25 protein-coding genes are annotated in these 19,451 nt (G+C 62.9%); 18 read left to right on the top strand and 7 right to left on the bottom strand.

Annotation, left to right across the window (positions count from 1 at the left end; genetic code table 11):
* Nucleotides 1-14: 14 nt before the first annotated feature.
* From NKI66_RS01180 to NKI66_RS01160, 5 genes are all read right to left on the bottom strand, one after another.
* A complete protein-coding gene (locus NKI66_RS01180) occupies nucleotides 15-815 on the bottom strand; it encodes an inositol monophosphatase family protein (RefSeq protein WP_023811836.1) in 801 nt (266 codons plus the stop codon).
* 86 nt (nucleotides 816-901) lie between these two features.
* A complete protein-coding gene (efp, locus tag NKI66_RS01175; RefSeq protein WP_013529127.1) occupies nucleotides 902-1,468 on the bottom strand; it encodes an elongation factor P in 567 nt (188 codons plus the stop codon).
* A gap of 174 nt (nucleotides 1,469-1,642) precedes the next feature.
* A complete protein-coding gene (locus NKI66_RS01170; protein WP_023811837.1) occupies nucleotides 1,643-2,683 on the bottom strand; it encodes a tetratricopeptide repeat protein in 1,041 nt (346 codons plus the stop codon).
* Between the two features lies 1 nt (nucleotide 2,684).
* Nucleotides 2,685-3,332 carry a thiamine phosphate synthase gene (locus tag NKI66_RS01165; protein WP_023811838.1) on the bottom strand — a complete coding sequence of 216 codons (648 nt, stop codon included), beginning with the start codon at nucleotides 3,330-3,332 and terminating at the stop codon, nucleotides 2,685-2,687.
* Between the two features lie 132 nt (nucleotides 3,333-3,464).
* Nucleotides 3,465-4,370 (bottom strand): DMT family transporter, encoded by a 906-nt coding sequence (locus NKI66_RS01160; protein WP_352750571.1) that lies wholly within the window; start codon nucleotides 4,368-4,370, stop codon nucleotides 3,465-3,467.
* Nucleotides 4,371-4,502: 132 nt separating this feature from the next.
* Between NKI66_RS01160 and NKI66_RS01155 the strand changes: the two genes are divergently transcribed.
* The 3 genes from NKI66_RS01155 to NKI66_RS01145 all read left to right on the top strand — a co-directional run bounded on the left by NKI66_RS01155 (nucleotide 4,503) and on the right by NKI66_RS01145 (nucleotide 6,699).
* Nucleotides 4,503-4,982 carry an Lrp/AsnC family transcriptional regulator gene (locus NKI66_RS01155; RefSeq protein ID WP_023811840.1) on the top strand — a complete coding sequence of 160 codons (480 nt, stop codon included), beginning with the start codon at nucleotides 4,503-4,505 and terminating at the stop codon, nucleotides 4,980-4,982.
* Between the two features lie 99 nt (nucleotides 4,983-5,081).
* Complete coding sequence (locus NKI66_RS01150; protein ID WP_128305340.1) at nucleotides 5,082-5,810, top strand: class I SAM-dependent methyltransferase; 729 nt, start codon at nucleotides 5,082-5,084, stop codon at nucleotides 5,808-5,810.
* A 118-nt stretch (nucleotides 5,811-5,928) separates the two neighbouring features.
* Nucleotides 5,929-6,699: a sulfite exporter TauE/SafE family protein gene (locus NKI66_RS01145; protein ID WP_023811841.1), complete on the top strand. Its 771-nt coding sequence runs from the start codon at nucleotides 5,929-5,931 to the stop codon at nucleotides 6,697-6,699.
* Between the two features lie 33 nt (nucleotides 6,700-6,732).
* Here the strand turns inward: NKI66_RS01145 and NKI66_RS01140 are convergent, their stop codons facing one another.
* Nucleotides 6,733-7,284 (bottom strand): DUF2269 family protein, encoded by a 552-nt coding sequence (locus tag NKI66_RS01140; protein WP_023811842.1) that lies wholly within the window; start codon nucleotides 7,282-7,284, stop codon nucleotides 6,733-6,735.
* Between the two features lie 332 nt (nucleotides 7,285-7,616).
* On the opposite strand from NKI66_RS01140, the gene NKI66_RS01135 reads away from it, so the two are divergent.
* The 9 genes from NKI66_RS01135 (at nucleotide 7,617) to ruvB (ending at nucleotide 12,674) form a co-directional block, all read left to right on the top strand.
* Complete coding sequence (locus NKI66_RS01135; RefSeq protein ID WP_023811843.1) at nucleotides 7,617-7,997, top strand: hypothetical protein; 381 nt, start codon at nucleotides 7,617-7,619, stop codon at nucleotides 7,995-7,997.
* Between the two features lie 398 nt (nucleotides 7,998-8,395).
* Nucleotides 8,396-8,929, top strand: coding sequence for a protease adaptor protein RcdA (gene rcdA / locus NKI66_RS01130; RefSeq protein ID WP_023811844.1), 534 nt, complete (start codon nucleotides 8,396-8,398; stop codon nucleotides 8,927-8,929).
* A gap of 76 nt (nucleotides 8,930-9,005) precedes the next feature.
* The gene (gene ruvC / locus NKI66_RS01125; protein WP_127296188.1) at nucleotides 9,006-9,515 is read left to right on the top strand and encodes a crossover junction endodeoxyribonuclease RuvC; all 510 of its coding nucleotides are present in this window, start codon (nucleotides 9,006-9,008) and stop codon (nucleotides 9,513-9,515) included.
* Nucleotides 9,516-9,571: 56 nt separating this feature from the next.
* A complete protein-coding gene (locus NKI66_RS01120; RefSeq protein WP_023811846.1) occupies nucleotides 9,572-9,841 on the top strand; it encodes an AbrB/MazE/SpoVT family DNA-binding domain-containing protein in 270 nt (89 codons plus the stop codon).
* A complete protein-coding gene (locus NKI66_RS01115; protein WP_352440965.1) occupies nucleotides 9,819-10,238 on the top strand; it encodes a type II toxin-antitoxin system VapC family toxin in 420 nt (139 codons plus the stop codon). Before NKI66_RS01120 ends, NKI66_RS01115 begins: the two co-directional genes overlap by 23 nt.
* 27 nt (nucleotides 10,239-10,265) lie before the next feature.
* The gene (ruvA, locus tag NKI66_RS01110; protein ID WP_023811848.1) at nucleotides 10,266-10,886 is read left to right on the top strand and encodes a Holliday junction branch migration protein RuvA; all 621 of its coding nucleotides are present in this window, start codon (nucleotides 10,266-10,268) and stop codon (nucleotides 10,884-10,886) included.
* A gap of 68 nt (nucleotides 10,887-10,954) precedes the next feature.
* Nucleotides 10,955-11,239, top strand: coding sequence for an AbrB/MazE/SpoVT family DNA-binding domain-containing protein (locus NKI66_RS01105; protein WP_023811849.1), 285 nt, complete (start codon nucleotides 10,955-10,957; stop codon nucleotides 11,237-11,239).
* Nucleotides 11,236-11,640, top strand: a complete 405-nt coding sequence (locus tag NKI66_RS01100) for a type II toxin-antitoxin system VapC family toxin (protein ID WP_127296186.1) — start codon at nucleotides 11,236-11,238, stop codon at nucleotides 11,638-11,640. Before NKI66_RS01105 ends, NKI66_RS01100 begins: the two co-directional genes overlap by 4 nt.
* The gene (gene ruvB, locus NKI66_RS01095) at nucleotides 11,637-12,674 is read left to right on the top strand and encodes a Holliday junction branch migration DNA helicase RuvB (protein ID WP_023811851.1); all 1,038 of its coding nucleotides are present in this window, start codon (nucleotides 11,637-11,639) and stop codon (nucleotides 12,672-12,674) included. Before NKI66_RS01100 ends, ruvB begins: the two co-directional genes overlap by 4 nt.
* A 26-nt stretch (nucleotides 12,675-12,700) precedes the next feature.
* Here ruvB and NKI66_RS01090 read toward each other — a convergent pair whose 3' ends face one another.
* Nucleotides 12,701-13,951 (bottom strand): glycoside hydrolase family 5 protein, encoded by a 1,251-nt coding sequence (locus NKI66_RS01090; protein WP_352440962.1) that lies wholly within the window; start codon nucleotides 13,949-13,951, stop codon nucleotides 12,701-12,703.
* A gap of 57 nt (nucleotides 13,952-14,008) precedes the next feature.
* Between NKI66_RS01090 and ybgC the strand changes: the two genes are divergently transcribed.
* From ybgC to pal, 6 genes are all read left to right on the top strand, one after another.
* On the top strand, nucleotides 14,009-14,479 hold the full coding sequence (ybgC, locus tag NKI66_RS01085; RefSeq protein WP_352440961.1) for a tol-pal system-associated acyl-CoA thioesterase: 471 nt from the start codon (nucleotides 14,009-14,011) through the stop codon (nucleotides 14,477-14,479).
* 397 nt (nucleotides 14,480-14,876) lie between these two features.
* Nucleotides 14,877-15,587, top strand: coding sequence for a protein TolQ (gene tolQ, locus NKI66_RS01080; RefSeq protein ID WP_013529145.1), 711 nt, complete (start codon nucleotides 14,877-14,879; stop codon nucleotides 15,585-15,587).
* A gap of 10 nt (nucleotides 15,588-15,597) precedes the next feature.
* Nucleotides 15,598-16,050, top strand: coding sequence for a protein TolR (gene tolR, locus NKI66_RS01075; protein WP_352750569.1), 453 nt, complete (start codon nucleotides 15,598-15,600; stop codon nucleotides 16,048-16,050).
* Between the two features lie 7 nt (nucleotides 16,051-16,057).
* On the top strand, nucleotides 16,058-17,215 hold the full coding sequence (gene tolA / locus NKI66_RS01070; RefSeq protein ID WP_352750567.1) for a cell envelope integrity protein TolA: 1,158 nt from the start codon (nucleotides 16,058-16,060) through the stop codon (nucleotides 17,213-17,215).
* A 70-nt stretch (nucleotides 17,216-17,285) separates the two neighbouring features.
* On the top strand, nucleotides 17,286-18,569 hold the full coding sequence (gene tolB, locus NKI66_RS01065) for a Tol-Pal system beta propeller repeat protein TolB (RefSeq protein ID WP_502895187.1): 1,284 nt from the start codon (nucleotides 17,286-17,288) through the stop codon (nucleotides 18,567-18,569).
* A 250-nt stretch (nucleotides 18,570-18,819) separates the two neighbouring features.
* Nucleotides 18,820-19,326: a peptidoglycan-associated lipoprotein Pal gene (gene pal / locus NKI66_RS01060; RefSeq protein WP_013529149.1), complete on the top strand. Its 507-nt coding sequence runs from the start codon at nucleotides 18,820-18,822 to the stop codon at nucleotides 19,324-19,326.
* Nucleotides 19,327-19,451 lie beyond the last annotated feature (125 nt).

Here is a 19,451-nt window from a genome sequence, read left to right as displayed (position 1 = left end):
GCGCGGCGTGCCTGTCAGCGGGAGGAGAGCGGCTTCTTGACGACCTTCAGCAAAGCGCGCTGGATGACCTCGTTGCCGGCGACGACCGAACCGTTGTCGAGCATGTCCTGGCCGCCGTCCATGTCGGAGACGAAGCCGCCTGCCTCGCGGATCAAAAGCAGCCCGGCGGCGATGTCCCAGGCCGACAGGCCGGTTTCCCAGAAGCCATCCATGCGGCCGGCGGCGACATAGGCGAGATCGAGCGAGGCGGAGCCGAGGCGGCGGACGCCGGAAACCTCGGCCATGACGTTGCGCAGTTCGACCAGGAAATTGCCGTGGTGGCCGCGGCCGAGATGCGGCATGCCGCAGCCGATCACGGTGTCGACCAGCTTGATGCGGCCAGCGACGCGCAAGCGGCGGTCGTTCATGAAGGCGCCGCCGCCGCGTTCGCAGGTGTAGAGTTCGTCCATCGCCGGATTGTAGATGACGCCGGCGACGATCTGGCCCTGGCGCTCCAGCGCGATCGAAACGGCAAAGAGCGGAATGCCGTGCAGGAAATTGGTGGTGCCGTCGAGCGGGTCGACGATCCAGCGATGCTGGCCGTCGTCGCCTTCGACCACGCCGCGCTCTTCCATCAGGAAGGAATAGCCGGGCCGAGCCTTGGACAGTTCGGCAAAGACGATGTCCTCTGCCTTGCGGTCGGCCTGGCTGACATAGTCGCCGGGGCCTTTCATCGAGACCTGCAGGTTCTGCACCTCGCCGAAGTCGCGCGACAGCGAGCGGCCGGCCTTCATTGCGGCCTGGACCATGACGTTGAGAAGGGCTGAGCGTGCCATAGTGCTTTTTCCCGGTGCTGCGCTTTAAACTCCGCCTCGATGCATGTCGGTGACCCAGAACCGAGGCCACTTTTGGGCGACATGCGTCAGTCGGCGCGGCGCACGTAAGTGATTTCGTTGGTGTCGACGATGATGCGCTCGCCGGCGCCGATGAAGGGCGGCACCAGGACGCGGATGCCGTTCTCCAGGATCGCCGGCTTGTAGGACGATGCCGCCGTCTGGCCCTTCACCACCGGGTCGGCCTCGGTGATGGTCAGCGTCACATAGTCGGGCAGCGAAATGCCGATCGGCCGCTCTTCGTAAAGCTGGACCGTCACCATCATGCCGTCCTGCAGGAAGGCGGCGCGATCGCCGACGAAGTCCTTGTTCAATTCGAGCTGCTCGTAGCTCTGGGTGTCCATGAACACCAGTGCGTCTTCCTGCGCGTAGAGGAAGGAAAAATCCTTCAGGTCGAGCCGGATCTGTTCGACGGTCTCGGCCGAGCGGAAGCGCTCGTTGAGCTTGGTGCCGTTGATGAGGTTCTTCAGTTCGACCTGATTGTAGGCGCCGCCCTTGCCGGGCTTGACGGTGTTGGTCCTGACCGCCACCCAAAGGCCGCCATCATGCTCGATGACATAGCCGGGACGGATTTCGTTGCCATTGATCTTGGCCATGATGAGATGATCCGGAATGATGCCAACGGCCACGCCGTTGGTATGGGATGTTCGCTGGGAAAGCGATTTCGGGCTCCCAAGACCACAAATCGCCAGAAGAGGCAAGGGAGCGGGCAGGTCGGTGCCAGGCGAGGGGAGCCGAGGTTACACTTGCAATGACCGCGAGAACCGCCGTCAAGGCAGCCGGTTGGCCTTCTGCAGCGCCTGCTTGGTCTGGTCGTCGTCCAGCCCCTGCAGGAAGTCGTCCATCTGGGGGTCGATGAGGCCGGCACGACGGGCGACGACGTACCAGGCGCCGGCAAGCACAAGGTCCGGATCGGTGCCGATGCCTTGCATGTAGAGCTTGGCCAAGCGGTTCTGGGCGGCGACATTGCCGCCTTCCGCCGCCTGCTTCATCCAGCCGAAGGCGGATTTCAGGTCGCGCGCACCGCCGCGGCCTTCGATCATCCAGGCGGCGAGATCGATCTGCGCGGTGTCGTAGTTCTGCCTGGCTGCCTGCGCCAGCAGGCGCCTTGCCTGGGCGTCGTCGCGTGGCTTGCCGCCGACGCCATTGGCGTAGATCTGCGACATCGCATATTGCGCGTCCGCGAGGCCGGTCGCGGCGGCGCGCTCATAGTAGGAGACCGCCTTGGCCATGCCGGCATCGCCGGGGTCCTGCTGGACCAGCATCTGCGCGAAATTGAATTGCGCCAGCCGGTTGCCGGCTTCGGCGGCGGCCTGCATCAGGGCATAGGCTTCTTTTCCATCCTTTTTGACATAGCGGCCGTCGAGCAGCATCAGCGCATACTGGAACTGCGATTCCGGCACACCCTGTTCGGCGGCCAGCGCGTACCATTTCGCCGCCTGCGCCGAATTGACCGGTACACCGAGCCCCCGCGACAGGATCTCGGCCACCAAGGTCTGCGCCGCCGGATCGCCGTTTTGCGCCCGGACCAATGCCAGATTGTAAGCTGTCTTGTAGAGACCGCGCTGGAAAGCGCCATAGGCCGCGTCGGCGGGTTTTGCACCGAAGCGGTCGGGATTGACCGTGTCGGCCGACGGCAGCGGCGCCGGTTCTGCCGTGGTGGCGGGCTGCAGCAGCGGCTTGTCGATCGGCTTGTCGGTGTGCACGCCGATTTCCGGCTTGGGCTGCGGCAGCGGGATGGTCTCCGCGGCCGCTGCCTGGACCATCAGCATCGCAAGCAGGGCCTGGAGGGGAAGCCTCGCCGAGGGCACGTCAGTCCTCGAAGCGTGGCGCGGTTTCGTCGAGCAGCGCGTTGGCGCTGGCGACCGCTGTCCTAGGATCGGTGCCGTCGGCGAACACGGCGCTCGACAGCGCCACGAATTCGGCACCGGTGGCGCCCACGGCTTCGACCGAGGCGATGTCGGATCCGGCCATGACGATGCACGGGATTTGGATCATATCCGCCCACCATCTGCCGAGCGACAGGTTGCGCGGGTGTGGTTCGGGCTTGTTGTCGTAGCCGAAGCGGCCGAAGAAGATGTAGTCGGGCCGTGTCTCGCCAAGCTCGAGCGCGTCGTCACGCGTCTTGGCGCCGCCGGTGCCGACCATCATCTTTGCCTGGAAGTGTTCGATCGTCTCGGCCAGCTCGGCCTTGGAGACCTCGACATGGATGCCGTCGGCCTGGACGCGGCCGGCTATGCGGGTGTCGCCGGCGATAATAACGGCCGCACCGGCGGCTTGCGCTGCCGGCACGATCTGTTCGGCGAAAGCCTGGAAGGAGGCCTCATCCATGCCGTTCTCGGGCAGGATCAGCGAAGCGACGTCGCCGCCTTCGAATGCCGCGGCGATTCGGGCCGCCGGCACGCCGGGCGGCGCGATCAGCACAATGCGACAGCGGTTGGGGGGCGTTGCGTCATTCATGGTTCTTCGGGTCCCGCGTTTCGCCTATGCCGGGCGAAGATGGTTGGATTGCGGCATAGAGCAAAGTGCCCGCTTTGAACAGGCGGGCAGCCGGGATCGCGATGTTGGCCCGCCAGACGCCGGCGGACCGCTTTACTTGATCGGGTGCGGGCTTGCGATGGGCGGTTTGCCCTTCCACAGCGTCCAGCCGAGATTCATGCCGGCGGCGGCGATCAGGATGGCGGTGGCGCCGACGATCTGGCTCAGATGCAGCCGATGGCCGAACGCGACGACATCGACCAGGACGGCGACGACGGGGTAGATGAAGGACAGCGACCCCTGCAGATGCGTCGGCAGCTTCTGGATGGCGCCGTACATCAATATGTACATGAGGCCGGTGTGGACGATGCCGAGCGTCGCCAGCATGGTCCAGCTCCACGCATCGGCCGGAAGCTGGGAAAAATTGGCGAACGGCGCCAGCATGACCACGCCGACGCAGACCTGGATCAGCGCGATCAGGTGCGGCGGCGTGCCCTTGAGCTTCTTGGTGACGATAGCGGCGACGGCCCAGAAGAAAGCCGCGCCTAATGCCATGACGATGCCGGTAAAGTAATCCGTCCCGACATCACCGGCGTCGGGAGCGGCCTCAACGATCAGCACCATGCCGGCGAAGGCGATGGCCAGCCAGGTCAGCTTGGTCAAGGTCAGCCGCTCGGCGAAGAAGAGCGCGCCGAAGCCGACCAGCATGAAGGGCTGCGTGTTGTAGACGGCGGTGGCGATCGAGATCGACGCGCGGGAGAAGGCGCTGAACAGCAAAAGCCAGTTGACGACGATGGCGACGCCACCGAGCGCGGCGATGCCGATGATGCGCAACGACAGTCGGTTGCGCAGCAGCCCCAGGGCGGTGCCGATGATGAGCAGCGTCAGCGCGCCGAACGCGCAGCGCCAGAACACCACATCCATGATCGGCTGGCCGGACAGGACGACGAACCATCCGATCGTTCCCAGGATCGCCATTGCGGCGGACATTTCGACCGTGCCACGCACTGTATCGTTCACAACAAACCTCCGTATCAGTTGAACCGTCATAATCTCATGCGGAAACGCGGCTTTCCATCCGATCAGAAAGGATGTATGAATAAGTTACCTAATTATATTAGGCGGTGGTTCCAAATCAGCGAGAAATGTAAAATGCTTGATGATCTCGACCGAAATCTCCTTGAAATCCTGGTCAAGGATGCGCGGACCTCGCTGAAGGAGCTGGCCAGCCAGGTCGGGCTGTCGTCGCCAAGCGTTTCGGAGCGGCTTCGACGGCTCGAGGAGCGCGGCGTCATCCGGGCGTTCACTGTCGAGATCGATCCGCTGGCGCTCGGCTATACCTTGCAGGCGATCGTGCGCATCCGGCCTCTGCCGGGCAAGCTGCACATCGTCCAGAAGCTGATCGAGGAAATCCCCGAATTCGGCGAATGCGACAAGGTGACGGGCGATGACTGTTTCGTCGCCCGGCTGTTCGTGCGCTCGATCGGTGATCTCGACGGGATTCTCGACCGCATCGCCGACAAGGCCGAGACCAGCACCGCCATCATCAAGGCGCAGCCGATCCGGCGGCGGCCGCCGCCGCTCGATGCAACCGCGCCTCGTGACAGGGTAAAGGCCTTGCAGGCTTCCTGAGCCAGGCTGGGCTCGGCCATGTTTTCAGAGGGCCGATCGAAGCCGGGTGGAAAGCCGGGCCGGTTGGTTAGGGTGCCGGCCAAACGAATCGAGACCGTCATGGCGCAGAATATATACGACCGGGAGGATTTCTTCGCAGGCTACAGCCAGCTCGGCCGTTCCGTCGAAGGTCTGGATGGCGCCGCCGAGTGGCCGGCGCTGCGCGCGATGCTGCCTGATGTCAGCGGCTCGAGAGTCGCCGATCTCGGCTGCGGATTCGGCTGGTTCTGCCGCTGGGCGCACGAGCACGGGGCGGTGCATGTGCTTGGCCTGGACCTGTCGGAAAAGATGCTTGCCCGGGCGAGAGCGGCCGGCCCGGACGCCGGCATCACCTATGAGACGGCCGACCTCGATCAGCTCAGCCTGCGGCAAGCCAGCTTCGATTTCGTCTACAGTTCGCTCGCCTTGCACTATGTCGAGGACGTGATGCGTCTGTTCAGGACCGTGCATCAGGCGCTGGCGCCCGGCGGGCATTTCGTCTTCTCGACCGAGCATCCGATTTTCATGGCGCCGACCAATCCCGGCTGGGCAATCGATGCCGAGGGCCGCAAGACATGGCCTGTCGACCAGTACCTGGTTGAAGGACCGCGCCGGACGGACTGGCTGGCCAAGGGTGTGGTGAAACATCACCGCACGATCGGCACCACGCTCAACGCTCTGATCCGGTCCGGCTTCACCATCGACCATGTCGAGGAATTCCGCCCGACCGACGCACAGATTGCGGCCAAACCCGAACTGGCTGAGGAGCTAGAGCGGCCGATGTTCCTGCTGGTCTCGGCCCGCCGATAGGCAAAGGCGCCGACAGCCAAGGGATGGGGCGGCCCTGCCGATATTTGTTGTCGCCCCGCTCGGGATTCTGGGCTATTCAAGCGTCGATACGCTTTCCCTCCAGACCAGTCCCCCTCCCATGTCCGGCCTGCTTCTCGATCCGTGGTTCTACGCGGCTGCCCTTCCGGCGGTCATTCTGGTCGGCCTGTCCAAGGGCGGCTTCGGCGGCGCCGTCGGTTTCGTCGGCGTGCCGCTGATGGCGCTGACCATGCCACCGGTGCAGGCAGCCGCCATCCTGTTGCCGATCCTGTGCTTGATGGACATCGTCTCGGTGTGGACATGGTGGGGGGTCTATGACCGCAAGATGCTGATCGACATGATGCCGGGCGCCGTCATCGGCATCGGCCTTGGCTGGCTGACGGCGGCACTGGTCACCGAAGAAGCGGTGCGGCTGATCGTCGGCGCCGTCGCCATCATTTTCGTCCTGCGCTGGCTCTATCTGCAGTTTCGCCATGGCGCCAACCACGCGGCCAAGCCCAACCGTGTCGCCGCCGCCGTCTGGGGCACGGTCGCGGGTTTCACCAGCTTCGTCGCCCATGTCGGCGGGCCGCCCTTCCAGGTCTATGCCTTGCCGATCCGGCTCGATCCGAAGGTTCTGTCGGGCACCGCCGCGATCTTCTTTGCCGCCACCAATGCGCTGAAGCTTGTGCCTTATTTCGCGCTCGGCCAGTTCGACACCGCCAATCTGACGGCATCGGCGGTGCTGATGCCGCTCGCGCCGCTGTCGACCATTGCCGGGGCCTGGCTGGTGCGCCGGATGCGGCCGGAAACCTTCTATCCCTTCACCTACGCAACCGTCGCGGTCGTGGCGCTGAAGCTGCTGTGGGATGGCATCGCAGGTCTTATGTAGATAGGCGGCTGCGCCGCCGCCCGTCATCAGGGGTCAGGCAGCGCTCGGAACCAGGCGATGGTTGCCGCCAAAGGCCAGTGTGGCGCCGATCAAGACGACCAGCACCATGCCGGCGAGGATACCGATGTCATGCACGGTCGGCTTGAGCACCATGTCGGCAATGATGACCAGCATCACCGCATAGTCGAAGCGCGCCGCGCTCATCATACGCTGGCCGATGGCAAGAACCTCTGGTGTGACGCCCTCCTTGGCGATCATTGCGCCCATGCGCTCGCCGGTCGGCTTGAAGATGAACATGCCGATCGAAAAGGTCGTGGCGTAGCCGGCCAGGCCGATGAGGATCCATAGGTCGGAGAAGCCGACCCAGAACCAGCACATGATGAGGCCGAAAATCAGCGTCAGCATCGACATCGGCGCAAAGAACCTGCCGCCCAGCTGACCGCTGGCGCGCATTGCCTGCAGTTTTTCCTCTATGTTGCCCGCCCGCTCGGCAAGCATGCCCAGCAGGAACAGCACGAAGCCGCCACCGACCCACAGAATGGCGGTAGTGACGTGGAGGAATTTGACGATCGAGTACCAGTCCATGGGTTGCTCCTGCAGTGTCTGGTCAGGTTTGCGGCAGCGCTGATTTGCGCCGGCCGTCAGAGGAGCGGGCGTTTAGCGTGGCGCCTGTTTCGGAACGATGTCGCGAAAAATCCGGCTCTGTTTCAGCCTTCCCTCAACGTACGAAGTCGCCGAGATTGTGAATGCACTATCTGATTTTCTGCTAATATACGGATGTCGGGAGGGGTTGGCGCGACATCGTCCGGATACGCTGCCGATGCTAGTGCGCCAGTGCCGGGAGCCCGGTGGCGACAACAATCGCCTGACGATCAACCCATTCCCGCAAACGGGAAAAGGCAATTCGGGGGACCATTATGCAAGGGATAGCACGGAATTTCTTCACGCTGGCCATCATCTATTCGCTGTGCGGCATGGCGCTCGGCCTGTACATGGCGATCAGCCAGGATCACGGACAGATGCCGACCCACGCCCACACGATGGTGGCCGGATGGCTGATGTCGGCGGTCTTCGCCTTCTTCTACCATTTGTTTCCGGCAATCGGGCAGAAGACGCTCGCTACCGTTCATTTCTGGCTGACCGCAATCAGCGGTATCGGCCTGCTGATCGGCCTCTATTTCCTGCTTGCCGGCAATGCCGCGATCGAACCGCTGGTGGCGGCCTCCTCGATGGGCTTCTACGCGGCCATGCTGTTGTTTGCCTTCATCGCCTTGCCCGCCGTCTGGAGGACAGCCTGAGCTAGCCTGACGTAGGAGATGCTGTGCTGTTACGGCACAGTATGGCGGCGTTCGGTCAAAAAACATCCGCGCCGTTAAGGCTTCATTAAGCTTTACAGGTGTTTACTATGTTCATCCAGTGATCTGGATTCTTACCGAGTGGTTGGAGCCACTTTGTTTGACGCCTCCCTGTTAAACTCCTGAGAGCCGCCTTATCCGCGGCTCTTTTTTTGTCTTCATTTCCCTTTTTGTCCGCATCTCGAAGGGGGCCGCCCAATGGCGGCTCGCCGTTAACCTTCTGTTAAACATGTGCTTGCCTTCGCCAGTGACGAAGCGCATTTTCAAGCTTCAGTCAGATAGGGTTCCGGGTGTATCGGCAGGGAGCCGAATCGGCCGGTTGCAAGTGCAGGGGCGTATCAATGAACGAGCCTTCGAAGGGCAGTGCGAAAACCGTCAAGCTGGCGGAGCGCCGGGTTTTCTCGCAATCCTTCAAGCCGCTTTACCAGGAAGGCATGGGCCTGGTCGAACAGGCCGCCGAATATCTCGACGGCAAGGGCCGGGCCGAGGCAAAGAAACTGTCGCGGCTGGGCGCCACGCTCTATGCGGCCGAATCGATGCGGCTGACCACCAGGCTGATGCAGGTTGCGTCCTGGCTGCTTTTGCAGCGCGCCGCCAATTCCGGCGAGATGACCCGCGACCAGGTCGCGTCGGAAAAGTCCAAGGTGCGCCTCGACACCGCTTCCGCCCATGACGAAGCCACCGGCTGGGCCGAGCTGCCCGAGGATTTCCTCGACCTCGTCACCCGCTCGCTGCGCCTGCAAGCACTGGTGCGCCGCATGGACGAGGAGATCTATGGCTCGGGCGCCTTGGTCGACATGCAACCGATGGCGCGCCGCCTCAATCCGGTTTCCGACCAGATCAGCCTGCTCAACACGGCTTTCGCTCGGGGTTAGACCTCGGTCTGTCTTTCTGTTTCCGGTTTGTTCACATTTCGCTGGCATCGCTGTGGGCCGGAGGTAAAGTCGGCAAATGGCGGAAGCGATTCGCATCATCGGTATCGATCCGGGGCTTCGGCGCACCGGCTGGGGCATCGTCGAAAGCCTCGGCAATTCGCTGCGCTTTATTGCTTCAGGCACTGTGAAGTCCGACGACAAGGCGGCGCTGGCAACGCGGCTGTGCCAGCTGCATGACGGGCTGGCGGATATCCTGCACAGCGCGATGCCGCACGAGGCGGCGGTCGAACAGACCTTCGTCAACAAGGACGCCGTGGCGACGCTGAAGCTCGGCCAGGCACGTGGCATCGCCATGCTGGTGCCGGCGCGTGCCGGTCTCGTCGTTGCCGAATATGCGCCCAACGCCGTCAAGAAGGCGGTGATCGGCGTCGGTCATGGCGACAAGAAGCAGATCCACATGATGGTGAAGGTGCTGTTGCCAAAAGCCGTCTTCGATACCGAACATGCCGCCGACGCGCTGGCCATCGCCATCTGCCACGCGCATCATCGGCAAAGCGTGGCCTACAGGATGGCGCTGGCCGGCTAGCTATGTTCTTGACTTGTTCACGTTGCAGGGATAAGTAATACCGCAGAGGTATTACCATGCGCGTGACCACCAAGGGGCAAGTTACAATCCCCAAGCCGATAAGGGACCGTCTGGGCATCGCCCCGGGCTCCGAGGTGGAGTTCGTGGCCACCGACGAGGGCGTTCGGCTGGTTGCCGTCAACGAGAACCTCTCCCAGGAAGACAAATTGCGCAGGTTCAGCGATGTCCTCGACCGGATGGAGGGGACGTTGGATCTGGGAGGCATGACCACCGATCAGTACATGGAGTGGTTGAGGGGGCCGCGTGAAGATCTCGACGTTGATTGACACAAATGTCCTGATCGACGTTTGGGGTCCAGCCGGACCGCTGAAAGGATGGTCGGCGTCGGCGATTGCTTCCTGCCGCCGTGATGGAGCCTTGGTGGTCAACACCATCATTTGGTCCGAACTCGCGCCACTGATAGCGACGGAAACGGCGCTTCGAAAAGCAGTCGACATGCTTGAGATGGATCGCGAACTTGTACCTTGGGACGCGGCATTCCTTGCGGGCGTCACGCATTCCCGCTATCGCCGGGCCGGGGGCAACAGGGAAAGAACCTTGCCCGATTTCTTTATCGGCGCTCACGCGACCGTCGCTGGACATCGTCTTTTGACCCGCGACGCCGCGCGTTACCGCAGTTACTTCCCGGAGCTCGACATCATCTCTCCTGAGACGCACCCATGAGAGCCCATCTTCCATGAAAGGTCTGGCATGATCGGCAAGCTCAAGGGTACGCTCGACGAGGTCGACGAGGACCATTGTCTCGTCGATATCCATGGCGTCGGCTATGTCGCCTATTGCTCGGCGCGCACGCTGGCCGCGCTGCCTTCGCCCGGCGAAGCGGTGGTGCTGTTCATCGAGACCTATGTGCGCGAGGACATGCTGCGCCTCTACGGCTTCCAGTCGCAGCTCGAGCGCGAGTGGTTCCGGTTGCTGATGAACAATGTGCCGGGCGTCGGCGCCAAGGTGGCGCTGGCCATCCTGTCGACGTTGGCGCCGGCGGATCTCGCCAACGCCATTGCGTTGCGCGACATCGCCATGGTTTCGCGCGCGCCCGGCGTCGGCAAGAAAGTGGCCGAGCGCATCGTCACCGAATTGAAGAACAAGGCGCCGGCCTATGCCGGCACCGCCTCGGGCACCATCGGCCTGAAACAAGAGCTCGGCGACGGCGTGGCATCCGCGCCGATAACCGACGCGGTCTCGGCGCTGGTCAATCTTGGCTATTCGCGCGACACCGCCGCCAATGCTGTGGCGGCGGCGCTGAAGACGGCGGGCGAGGATGCCGATGCGCCGAAGCTGATCCGCTTCGGGCTGAAGGAACTGGCGCAGTGATATGGTTGTTGGAAAAGAAAATTCCAACTATCATATGATTGGTAGGAAATTTCTTAGAAAGTAAGAAAATGGGTGCTTACGCCAGTCTGACCTCGAAGGGTCAGCTTACAATTCCAAAAGATGTCCGGGATGCGCTGTCACTCAAAACGGGTGACATGATCGCCTGGACGGTCATGGATGGCTACCTGATTGGAACACCGCGCAATCTCGACTTTGCGGACCTCGCCGGATTTCTGGGCGATCCGCCCGGCGGTCCGGCGTCACTGGAGGAAATCGACCTCGCGGTGCGGGATGCAGTTGGTAGGCATGTTGTCGGAGACGGATCGCAAGGCGGACGAGAGGGCGACGAGTGACGTCGATCGGCATTGATACGAACGTTCTGCTTCGAATGGTGCTGAACGACGATGCAGAGCAACGGGCGAAAGCCCTCGCATTCGGCGAAGGCCTCAGCGACGATGCTCCCGGCTTCGTCAGCTTGATCGTGCTGGTGGAATTCAGCTGGTCGTTGATTTCGCGCTACAGACTACCGAAAGAGCAGATGCAGGCGGCAATCCAGAGACTGTTGAAGGTCAAGACACTGTTGTTCGAAGATTTCGATGCCATCGTGATTGCGCTCGAAAGATCAAATTTGCCGCAGGTAGATTTTGCCGATGCGCTGATCGCCGAGCACAATCGAAATCTGGGTTGCTCGCATACAGTCACGTTCGATCAGCGGGCCGCCAAGTCCATTGCCAGTATGGAACTGCTCGCATGAGCCTGTCGCCCCGCCTGATTGCGCCGGAAAAACGCGGCGAGGATGCCGAGCAGACCTTGCGGCCGCAGACGCTTGACGATTTCGTCGGCCAGGCGGCGGTGCGGGCCAATCTCAAAGTGTTCATCGAGGCCGCCAAGGGCCGCAACGAGGCGCTCGACCATGTGCTGTTCGTCGGGCCGCCGGGCCTCGGCAAGACGACGCTTGCGCAGATCATGGCGCGTGAGCTCGGCGTCAATTTCCGCTCGACCTCCGGCCCGGTCATCGCCAAGGCCGGCGATCTTGCCGCGCTGCTGACCAATCTCGAGGAAGGCGATGTGCTGTTCATCGACGAGATCCATCGGCTGAGCCCGGCGGTGGAGGAGATACTCTATCCGGCGATGGAGGATTTCCAGCTCGACCTGATCATCGGCGAGGGACCGGCCGCACGCTCGGTCAAGATCGACCTCGCCCGCTTCACCCTGGTCGCCGCCACCACGCGGCTCGGCCTGCTGACCAACCCGCTGCGCGACCGTTTCGGCATTCCGGTGCGGCTCAATTTCTACACGGTCGAGGAGTTGGAGCAGATCGTGCGGCGCGGTGCTCGCATCCTGCAGATGCCGCTCGGCGATGACGGTGCGCTGGAAATCGCGCGGCGCGCCCGCGGAACGCCACGCATCGCCGGCCGGCTCTTACGCCGTGTGCGCGATTTCGCCTCGGTGGCCGGCGACGGCCATGTCGACCGCAAGATCGCCGACGAGGCGCTCACTCGGCTGGAGGTCGATGCGCTCGGCCTCGACGCGCTCGACCGCCGTTACCTGTCGATGATCGCGCGCAATTTCGGCGGCGGGCCGGTCGGCATCGAGACGATCGCCGCCGGTCTGTCCGAGCCGCGCGACGCCATCGAAGACATCATCGAGCCTTATCTGATCCAGCAGGGCTTCATCCAGCGCACGCCGCGCGGCCGCATGCTGACGGCCAATGCCTGGCGCCATCTCGGCCTCGACGCGCCGAAGGATCTGGCGCAGCAGCAGATCAACCTGTTCCAGGAAGAGTAATTTTCCGGCGCGCCGTCCGTGAGCGATCAACGCAGCCCACGGATCACGTCCATTACATCCGGCTCGGCCTTGTCGCCGTTGAAGGCGTCGACGATGCCGAAGGCGCCGCCATAGCTCCACACCGACCATGAGAAGCCATGTGCTTCGGCACGCCCGATCATGTCCCCGACATAGGCGGCCCGGTATTCGGCGGGCATCACATAGGAATTGCCATATTCCTGGCGGATCATGCCGAACTCGCCCAGCGTGATGTTTTCCGGCTTGACGCGGTTGGCCTTCGCCCATGCCTCGACCTTTTTGAACGGCGCATCCATCAAGCCGAGCAGTTTGTCGGGGCTGTCCATGCTGGCGACCTGTTCGTCGAGATAGGCAAGCAGGCCGCTCTGCCGCGTCCATGGCGCCTCGGCCTTGATCCTGGCGCGGATGGTGTCGAGCGTCACGTCGAGCTGTGCCTTGGGCACCGCGCTCAGCGGATAGGGCAGGCCAGTCACATAGGGGATGAAGTCGCCGGCCCAGGTTGCGCCCTGATGGGTGAGCAGGAACGGATCGTAGGAATGGAAGGTCCAGATGACGTTGTCGTCCGGTATTGTTTTCGGGTCGATCTTTTCCAGCGAGTTCGCAGCGGAATAGCAGGCACCAGTCAGGATCAAGGTTAGCTTGGTGGCCGAGGATCGCGCTGCCGCGAACAGTTTGCGCTGGCGGTCCGGCCACAGGCTGGTGCCGTCGCTGTCGCAGTCGACGATCGGTTCGTTCATCGGCTCGAGAGCCACTTGTCTGGGATCTTCGCCGGCCAGCGTGCGGGCCATCTTGCGCACCATCTCGAGATAGGCGTCGAAGGTCCGCGGGTCTTCCATCACTTGCGCCATGCCGATCTTGCGGCTGCCGCCGGCCGGGATCAGGTGCATGTCGACGACGACTTTCAGTCCGGCGCGGTTGATCATGCGCACGGAGTCCAGCACGCTGGCATAGAGGTCGTCACGCAAGGCCACGGTCTGGTCGGACAGGAAAGGCGAAGGGTCGACCGGCATGCGCAGGAAATCGAGGCCGGCATCCTTCAGTGCCTTGAGATCGTTCTCCCCAAGGAATTTGCGCCACTCCGGATAGGGCAGGATGGCCTTGGCGTCGCCCCATTGGTCTTCGCCGGGCCATGTGACCCATTGGTCGAGATTGAGGCCGCGCTTCATCGAAAAGCTCGCCGCCTGGCTGGGCCACGCCAAGGCCGCGAGCACAAGCAGCGCCGCCATCAAGGTCTTGATCATCGCCGTCAACAGTGCCATCCGATGCTGTGCCACGCGGGAAACAGGTGCCTCGTCGGGGCTGAAAAAGGAAGCGCAATGGGCGATCATGGTGAATCGGCGACGCTGCTGGCTGGGCTTTCCGGTGCGCTGACGGCGTTCGGCCACCGGCTGATGGCGCGGGTCTATTATGCCGACACGGATTTCTCCGGCGTCGTCTACCATGCGCGCTATCTCGAATTCTTCGAACGCGGCCGCTCCGACTATCTCCGGCTGACCGGCGTGCACCACACCGAGCTTGCCGACGGCAAGCATGGCGAAAGAATAGTCTGGGTGGTGCGCCGCATGGAGATCGACTTTCGCGGCCCCGCCCGCATTGACGACATCCTGACGGTCGACACCCGCACCGAGGAGATTTCCGGCGCGCGCATCTTCATGGCGCAGCAGCTCAAGCGCAGCGACGAGGTGCTGGTCGAGGCCAAGGTCGAGGCGGCGATCATCGGCGAGAATGGCCGCCCAAGGCGTTTTCCCAAGGAATGGGTGGCGGCGTTCATGCCGAGGGTGCGCTGATATTCAGGTGATGCCGGCCTGCAAACAGCAGCTTCCTGCGCTTCCGGTGCTCGCGTACGAAAAGTACGCTCCGCTCCGGTTCTCGGAATCTACCGTTTTCGGCTCGGCCTGACCTGAATCTCAGCACACCCTAGGCGCAGCCATTGAATTGATGGCCTTGCCGCGGGGCGTGGCAATGCGCCGCGCCTTATATACTAACCCATCCTTAACCATAACGGTTCATGAAGAGATTGGCGAAGATTGGCGTTATCGAACGCCTTCCTTTCACCAATATTTGCCCCGAAAAGGCCGATAACGGCACAGTTTGGGGTTGTTCCGGTAGCTTCGTGCGAACCGACCACAAGGGATGCCAGGGGCCAGCCGCCAGCTTCGCCCGGAAAATCTTAAGGACGTAACGATGGAAAATATCGCACTCGCCGATCCGGGCGCGCAATTGTCGGTTTGGTCGCTGTTCGTTTCGGCCAGTTGGGTGGTCAAGCTGGTCATGATCGGCCTGCTCTGCGCCTCGGTCTGGACCTGGGCGATCATCGTCGACAAGCTGGTTTCCTATGCCCGCATGCGGCTGGCGCTCAACCGGTTCGAACAGGTGTTCTGGTCGGGGCAGTCGCTGGAGGAGCTTTACCGCACGCTCGCCGACCGCAAGACCACCGGCATGGGCGCCATTTTCGTTGCCGCCATGCGCGAGTGGAAGAAGAGTTTCGAGAAGGGCGCCAAGTCGCCGCTCGGCCTGCAGACCCGCATCGACAAGGCAATGGACCTGGCGCTGACCCGCGAGATGGAAAAGCTGGAAGGGCGCCTCGGTTTCCTTGCCACCACCGGCTCGGCGGCACCCTTTATCGGCCTGTTCGGCACCGTCATCGGCATCATGACCTCGTTCCAGGCGATCGCCGGCTCCAAGAACACCAGTCTCGCGGTGGTTGCGCCCGGCATTGCCGAAGCGTTGCTGGCGACGGCCATCGGCCTGCTCGCCGCCATTCCGGCCGTCATCGCCTACAACAAGCTGTCGTCCGACGCGAGCAAGATAGCCGTGCGCATGGAAGGGTTCTCCGACGAGTTCTCCGCCATACTCTCGCGCCAAATCGATGAAAAAGTGGCCCCTAAGGCCTGAGGAGTAGCAGATGGGTATGTCCATGGGCATGGGAGGACGCGGCGGGCGCGGCCACAGGCGGCGCGGCCGTCACCATGCACTGATGTCCGAGATCAACGTCACGCCGATGGTCGACGTGATGCTGGTGCTGCTGATCATCTTCATGGTCGCCGCACCAATGCTGACGGTCGGCGTGCCGGTCGACCTGCCGGAGACGCAGGCCAAGGCGATGAATGCCGATACCCAGCCAATCATGGTTACGATCGACGCCACGGGCAAGATTTTCCTGCAGGAGACCGAAATCCCGCAGGAAGAGTTGGTGGCCAAGCTGCAGGCGATTTCCAAGACCGGCTATGACGAGCGCATCTTCATCCGCGGCGACAAGTTAACCAACTACGGCACCGCGATGAAGGTGATGGCCCTCATCCAGGCCGCTGGCTACAAGAATATGGGCCTGATTTCATTGCAGGAACAGGATCAGTAGACAGACGATGAAGACCGGCCTCACCACATCGGTGATCTTGCATGCGGCGGCGCTGACCTTCGGCTTGTTCACGCTGACGGCGCCGGCCGCGCTTCCGTCCTCCGACGTCGAGTCGGTCGCGGTCGATATCGTGCCGATGGAAGCCATTGCGCAGACGTTGCAGGGCGACAAGAAGGCCGTGATGCACGAAAAGCCGGCACCCGTGCCGACGCAGCGCCCGGACATCGTTCCGGATGCGCAGAAGGTCGGCGAGAACAGCGTCGACACCGACAAGCCGATAACGCCGGAAGCCAAGCCGAAGCCCGTCGACATGACCTCGGCTCCGCCGCCCGCGCCGACCCCGATCGAAAAGCCGAAGCCCGAGGACGTGCCGAAGCCGCAGGAAAAGCCCAAGCCCACCCCGGCAACGGAAGTGGCGCCGGCGCCAACGCCCAAGGAAGAGGTCAAGCCCGAGCCGGTCAAGCAGGCCGACCCCAAGCCGACACCGGCCAAGCCGGCGCCAACTCCGCCGCCGCAGGACAAGACCGCTGCCATCGATCCAACGCCCGAGGTCAAACCCGACGCCGTCGCTGAAGCCATAGCGCAGGAGCCGCCCGCCGAGGCGACGCAGCTGCCCGACTCGGCGCCCGCGCCGGAAGCGCGGCCGAAGCCGCAGCCTGCGCAGGCCGAAAGCGCCAAGGCGCCGGAGCGGAAGAACGCCGACAAGCCGGTTAAGGAAGCCTCGTCGAAGCCGAAGTCCGATGACAAGCAGTTCAACGCCGACGAGATCTCCGCGCTGCTCGACAAGCAGAAACCATCCGGCGGCGGCGCCAAGCGCTCGACCCAGCAGGCGTCGCTTGGCGGCGACAAGGATCAGGGCCAGAAGCTTTCCAGGTCCGAAATGGGCGCCCTGGAAAGCCAGCTTGGTGGCTGCTGGACTCTTCCCGCGGGCCTTGAAGGTTCCGAGAACTTCGTCGTCGTGGTGCGGTTCAACCTGGATGCCTCCGGCAAGCTGGACGGACGCCCGGCGGTCGAAACGTCGAGCGGAAACCGCCAGTTCGACGAAAGTGCCGTTCGTGCGGTGCAAAAATGCGATGTCACCGGCCTGCAGGTTCCCGCCGGCAAGCAGGATATCTGGGCCGACGTCCGCGTCACCTTCGATCCAAGGGAGATGCTGGGCCTCTAAGGCGGCCCGCGTATCCGAAAATCAGTACGAGAAGCGAGAAGACATGAAATCAATCCTCAAGCCGCTCCTGATGGTCTCAGCAATGGCGATGGGCATGACCACTGCCAGCACGTTGCCGGCGCTGGCGCTGGTCGAGCTCAACGTCAACAAGGGCAACGTCGAGCCGCTGCCGATCGCCATCACAGATTTCCAGGGCGGCGACGCGCTTGGGGCTCAGATTTCGCAGATCGTCACCGCCGATTTGAAGCGTTCGGGTCTGTTCGCTCCGATCGACAAGAGCGCCTTTATCGAGAAGATCACCAACCCCGATGCAGCGCCGCGCTTCGACGACTGGAAGGTGATCAACGCGCAGGCGCTGGTCACCGGCAGCGTCAGCAAAGAAGCCGACGGCCGCATCCGCGCCCAGTACCGGTTGTGGGATACCTTTGCCGGCCAGCAGATGGCCGGCGAGCAGTTCTTCGCCAACGACGCCAATCAGCGGCGTGTCGCCCACATCATCGCCGACGCCATCTATGAGCGGCTGACCGGCGAAAAAGGCTATTTCGACACCCGCGTCGTCTTCATCGACGAATCCGGCGCCAAGAATGCGCGCAAGAAGCGCCTCGCGATCATGGACCAGGACGGCGCCAATGTGCGCTATCTCTCGGACGGCAGGTCGATCGTGCTGACGCCGCGTTTCTCGCCGAACCGGCAGGAAATCACCTACATGTCGTATGAGAGCGGCCAGCCGCGGGTCTACCTGCTGCAGATCGAAACGGGGCAGCGCGAACTGGTCGGCAATTTCCCCGGCATGACCTTTGCGCCGCGCTTTTCGCCCGACGGCCAGAAGGTGATCATGAGCTTGCTGCGCGACGACGGCAATTCCAACATCTTCGCTATGGACCTGCGCAGCCGTTCGACGACGCGGCTGACCAATTCGACCGCCATCGACACCTCGCCGTCCTATTCGCCCGACGGCAGCAAGGTGGTGTTCACCTCCGACCGTGGCGGCCGCGCACAGATCTACGTGATGGGCGCCGACGGCTCTGGTCAGACCCGCATCTCCTTTGGCGACGGCGTCTATTCGACACCGGTATGGTCGCCGCGCGGCGACCTCATCGCCTTCACCAAGCAGACCGGCGGCGAATTCCAGATCGGCGTCATGAAGACCGACGGCTCGGGAGAGCGCATCCTGTCCTCCGGCTTCCAGCAGGAGGGACCGACCTGGGCGCCGAACGGCCGCGTGCTGATGTTCTTCCGCGATTCCGCCGGTGGCCCCAAACTGGTTTCGGTCGATCTGACCGGACGCAACGAGCAATCGATCCCAACGGCGAACTTCGCTTCGGACCCGGCCTGGTCGCCGCTGCTCGAATAGGTTCGGCTGAATTGCCACACATGCTGAGAAGGGGCCGTTTCGGCCCCTTTTCCATGCCTTGGCCGCCTTTTGGCCGTATTTACGCCTAGGGTCCGCGTGAACTGTGGCTTCAGGCCGAAACGGCTGCGGACGGGCAGCTTAAACCAAAATTTAACCGTGTTTCTTGAATGCCGGTTAACCCAAACGTGGTTACTGGGTGATCAACGAAATCACTCAAAGTAGATCACTCGAAATACGAAGGAGAGGCGGCATGGGCCGTATCGCAGCACTTACCAGAAACCCGGTCATGATCGCGCTGGTGGCGATGCTCGCCATCGCCGGTTGCGCCTCGAAGAAGACGCCGAACAACGCGGCCGATCTTGGCCTCAACGGCGCCGGCGCGGCGACGCCCGGCTCGGCGCAGGACTTCACCGTCAACATTGGCGACCGCATCTTCTTCGATACGGACTCGACCTCGATCCGTGCCGACGCGCAGACGACGCTCTCGCGCCAGGCGCAGTGGCTGAATCAGTACAAGCAGTATGCCATCGTCGTCGAAGGCCATGCCGACGAACGCGGAACGCGCGAATACAATCTGGCGCTCGGCGCCCGCCGCGCCGCCGCCACCCGTGACTTCCTTGTCGCCAAGGGCGTCTCGGCCAGCCGTCTCAAGACCATTTCCTACGGCAAGGAACGTCCGGTCGCGGTTTGCGACGACATCTCCTGCTGGTCGCAGAATCGCCGCGCGGTCACCACGCTCAGCGGTGCTGGCTCCTGAGGCATCACGCAGCCGACCGGCGCGTCAAAGAACGCGCGGCCGTCTAGCGGTAAAAATGCAACATACCTGCGCGAAAGGCGGCCCTGGGGCCGCCTTTTTCATATCCGGATGCTCGAAACAAAATT

The organism is Mesorhizobium sp. M0518 (assembly GCF_040321125.1).
In the GTDB taxonomy this organism is placed as follows: domain Bacteria; phylum Pseudomonadota; class Alphaproteobacteria; order Rhizobiales; family Rhizobiaceae; genus Mesorhizobium.
This window is presented reverse-complemented; position numbering and strand designations above follow the sequence as displayed.

Coding starts and splice junctions, on each gene's coding strand:
- NKI66_RS01180 (WP_023811836.1), bottom strand. CDS start 815: ATGGCACGCTCAGCCCTTCTCAACGTCATGGTCCAGGCCGCAATGAAG.
- efp (WP_013529127.1), bottom strand. CDS start 1,468: ATGGCCAAGATCAATGGCAACGAAATCCGTCCCGGCTATGTCATCGAG.
- NKI66_RS01165 (WP_023811838.1), bottom strand. CDS start 3,332: ATGAATGACGCAACGCCCCCCAACCGCTGTCGCATTGTGCTGATCGCG.
- NKI66_RS01155 (WP_023811840.1), top strand. CDS start 4,503: ATGCTTGATGATCTCGACCGAAATCTCCTTGAAATCCTGGTCAAGGAT.
- NKI66_RS01150 (WP_128305340.1), top strand. CDS start 5,082: ATGGCGCAGAATATATACGACCGGGAGGATTTCTTCGCAGGCTACAGC.
- NKI66_RS01145 (WP_023811841.1), top strand. CDS start 5,929: ATGTCCGGCCTGCTTCTCGATCCGTGGTTCTACGCGGCTGCCCTTCCG.
- NKI66_RS01140 (WP_023811842.1), bottom strand. CDS start 7,284: ATGGACTGGTACTCGATCGTCAAATTCCTCCACGTCACTACCGCCATT.
- NKI66_RS01135 (WP_023811843.1), top strand. CDS start 7,617: ATGCAAGGGATAGCACGGAATTTCTTCACGCTGGCCATCATCTATTCG.
- rcdA (WP_023811844.1), top strand. CDS start 8,396: ATGAACGAGCCTTCGAAGGGCAGTGCGAAAACCGTCAAGCTGGCGGAG.
- ruvC (WP_127296188.1), top strand. CDS start 9,006: ATGGCGGAAGCGATTCGCATCATCGGTATCGATCCGGGGCTTCGGCGC.
- NKI66_RS01120 (WP_023811846.1), top strand. CDS start 9,572: ATGCGCGTGACCACCAAGGGGCAAGTTACAATCCCCAAGCCGATAAGG.
- ruvA (WP_023811848.1), top strand. CDS start 10,266: ATGATCGGCAAGCTCAAGGGTACGCTCGACGAGGTCGACGAGGACCAT.
- NKI66_RS01105 (WP_023811849.1), top strand. CDS start 10,955: ATGGGTGCTTACGCCAGTCTGACCTCGAAGGGTCAGCTTACAATTCCA.
- ruvB (WP_023811851.1), top strand. CDS start 11,637: ATGAGCCTGTCGCCCCGCCTGATTGCGCCGGAAAAACGCGGCGAGGAT.
- NKI66_RS01090 (WP_352440962.1), bottom strand. CDS start 13,951: ATGGCACTGTTGACGGCGATGATCAAGACCTTGATGGCGGCGCTGCTT.
- ybgC (WP_352440961.1), top strand. CDS start 14,009: ATGGGCGATCATGGTGAATCGGCGACGCTGCTGGCTGGGCTTTCCGGT.
- tolQ (WP_013529145.1), top strand. CDS start 14,877: ATGGAAAATATCGCACTCGCCGATCCGGGCGCGCAATTGTCGGTTTGG.
- tolR (WP_352750569.1), top strand. CDS start 15,598: ATGGGTATGTCCATGGGCATGGGAGGACGCGGCGGGCGCGGCCACAGG.
- tolA (WP_352750567.1), top strand. CDS start 16,058: ATGAAGACCGGCCTCACCACATCGGTGATCTTGCATGCGGCGGCGCTG.
- tolB (WP_502895187.1), top strand. CDS start 17,286: ATGGTCTCAGCAATGGCGATGGGCATGACCACTGCCAGCACGTTGCCG.
- pal (WP_013529149.1), top strand. CDS start 18,820: ATGGGCCGTATCGCAGCACTTACCAGAAACCCGGTCATGATCGCGCTG.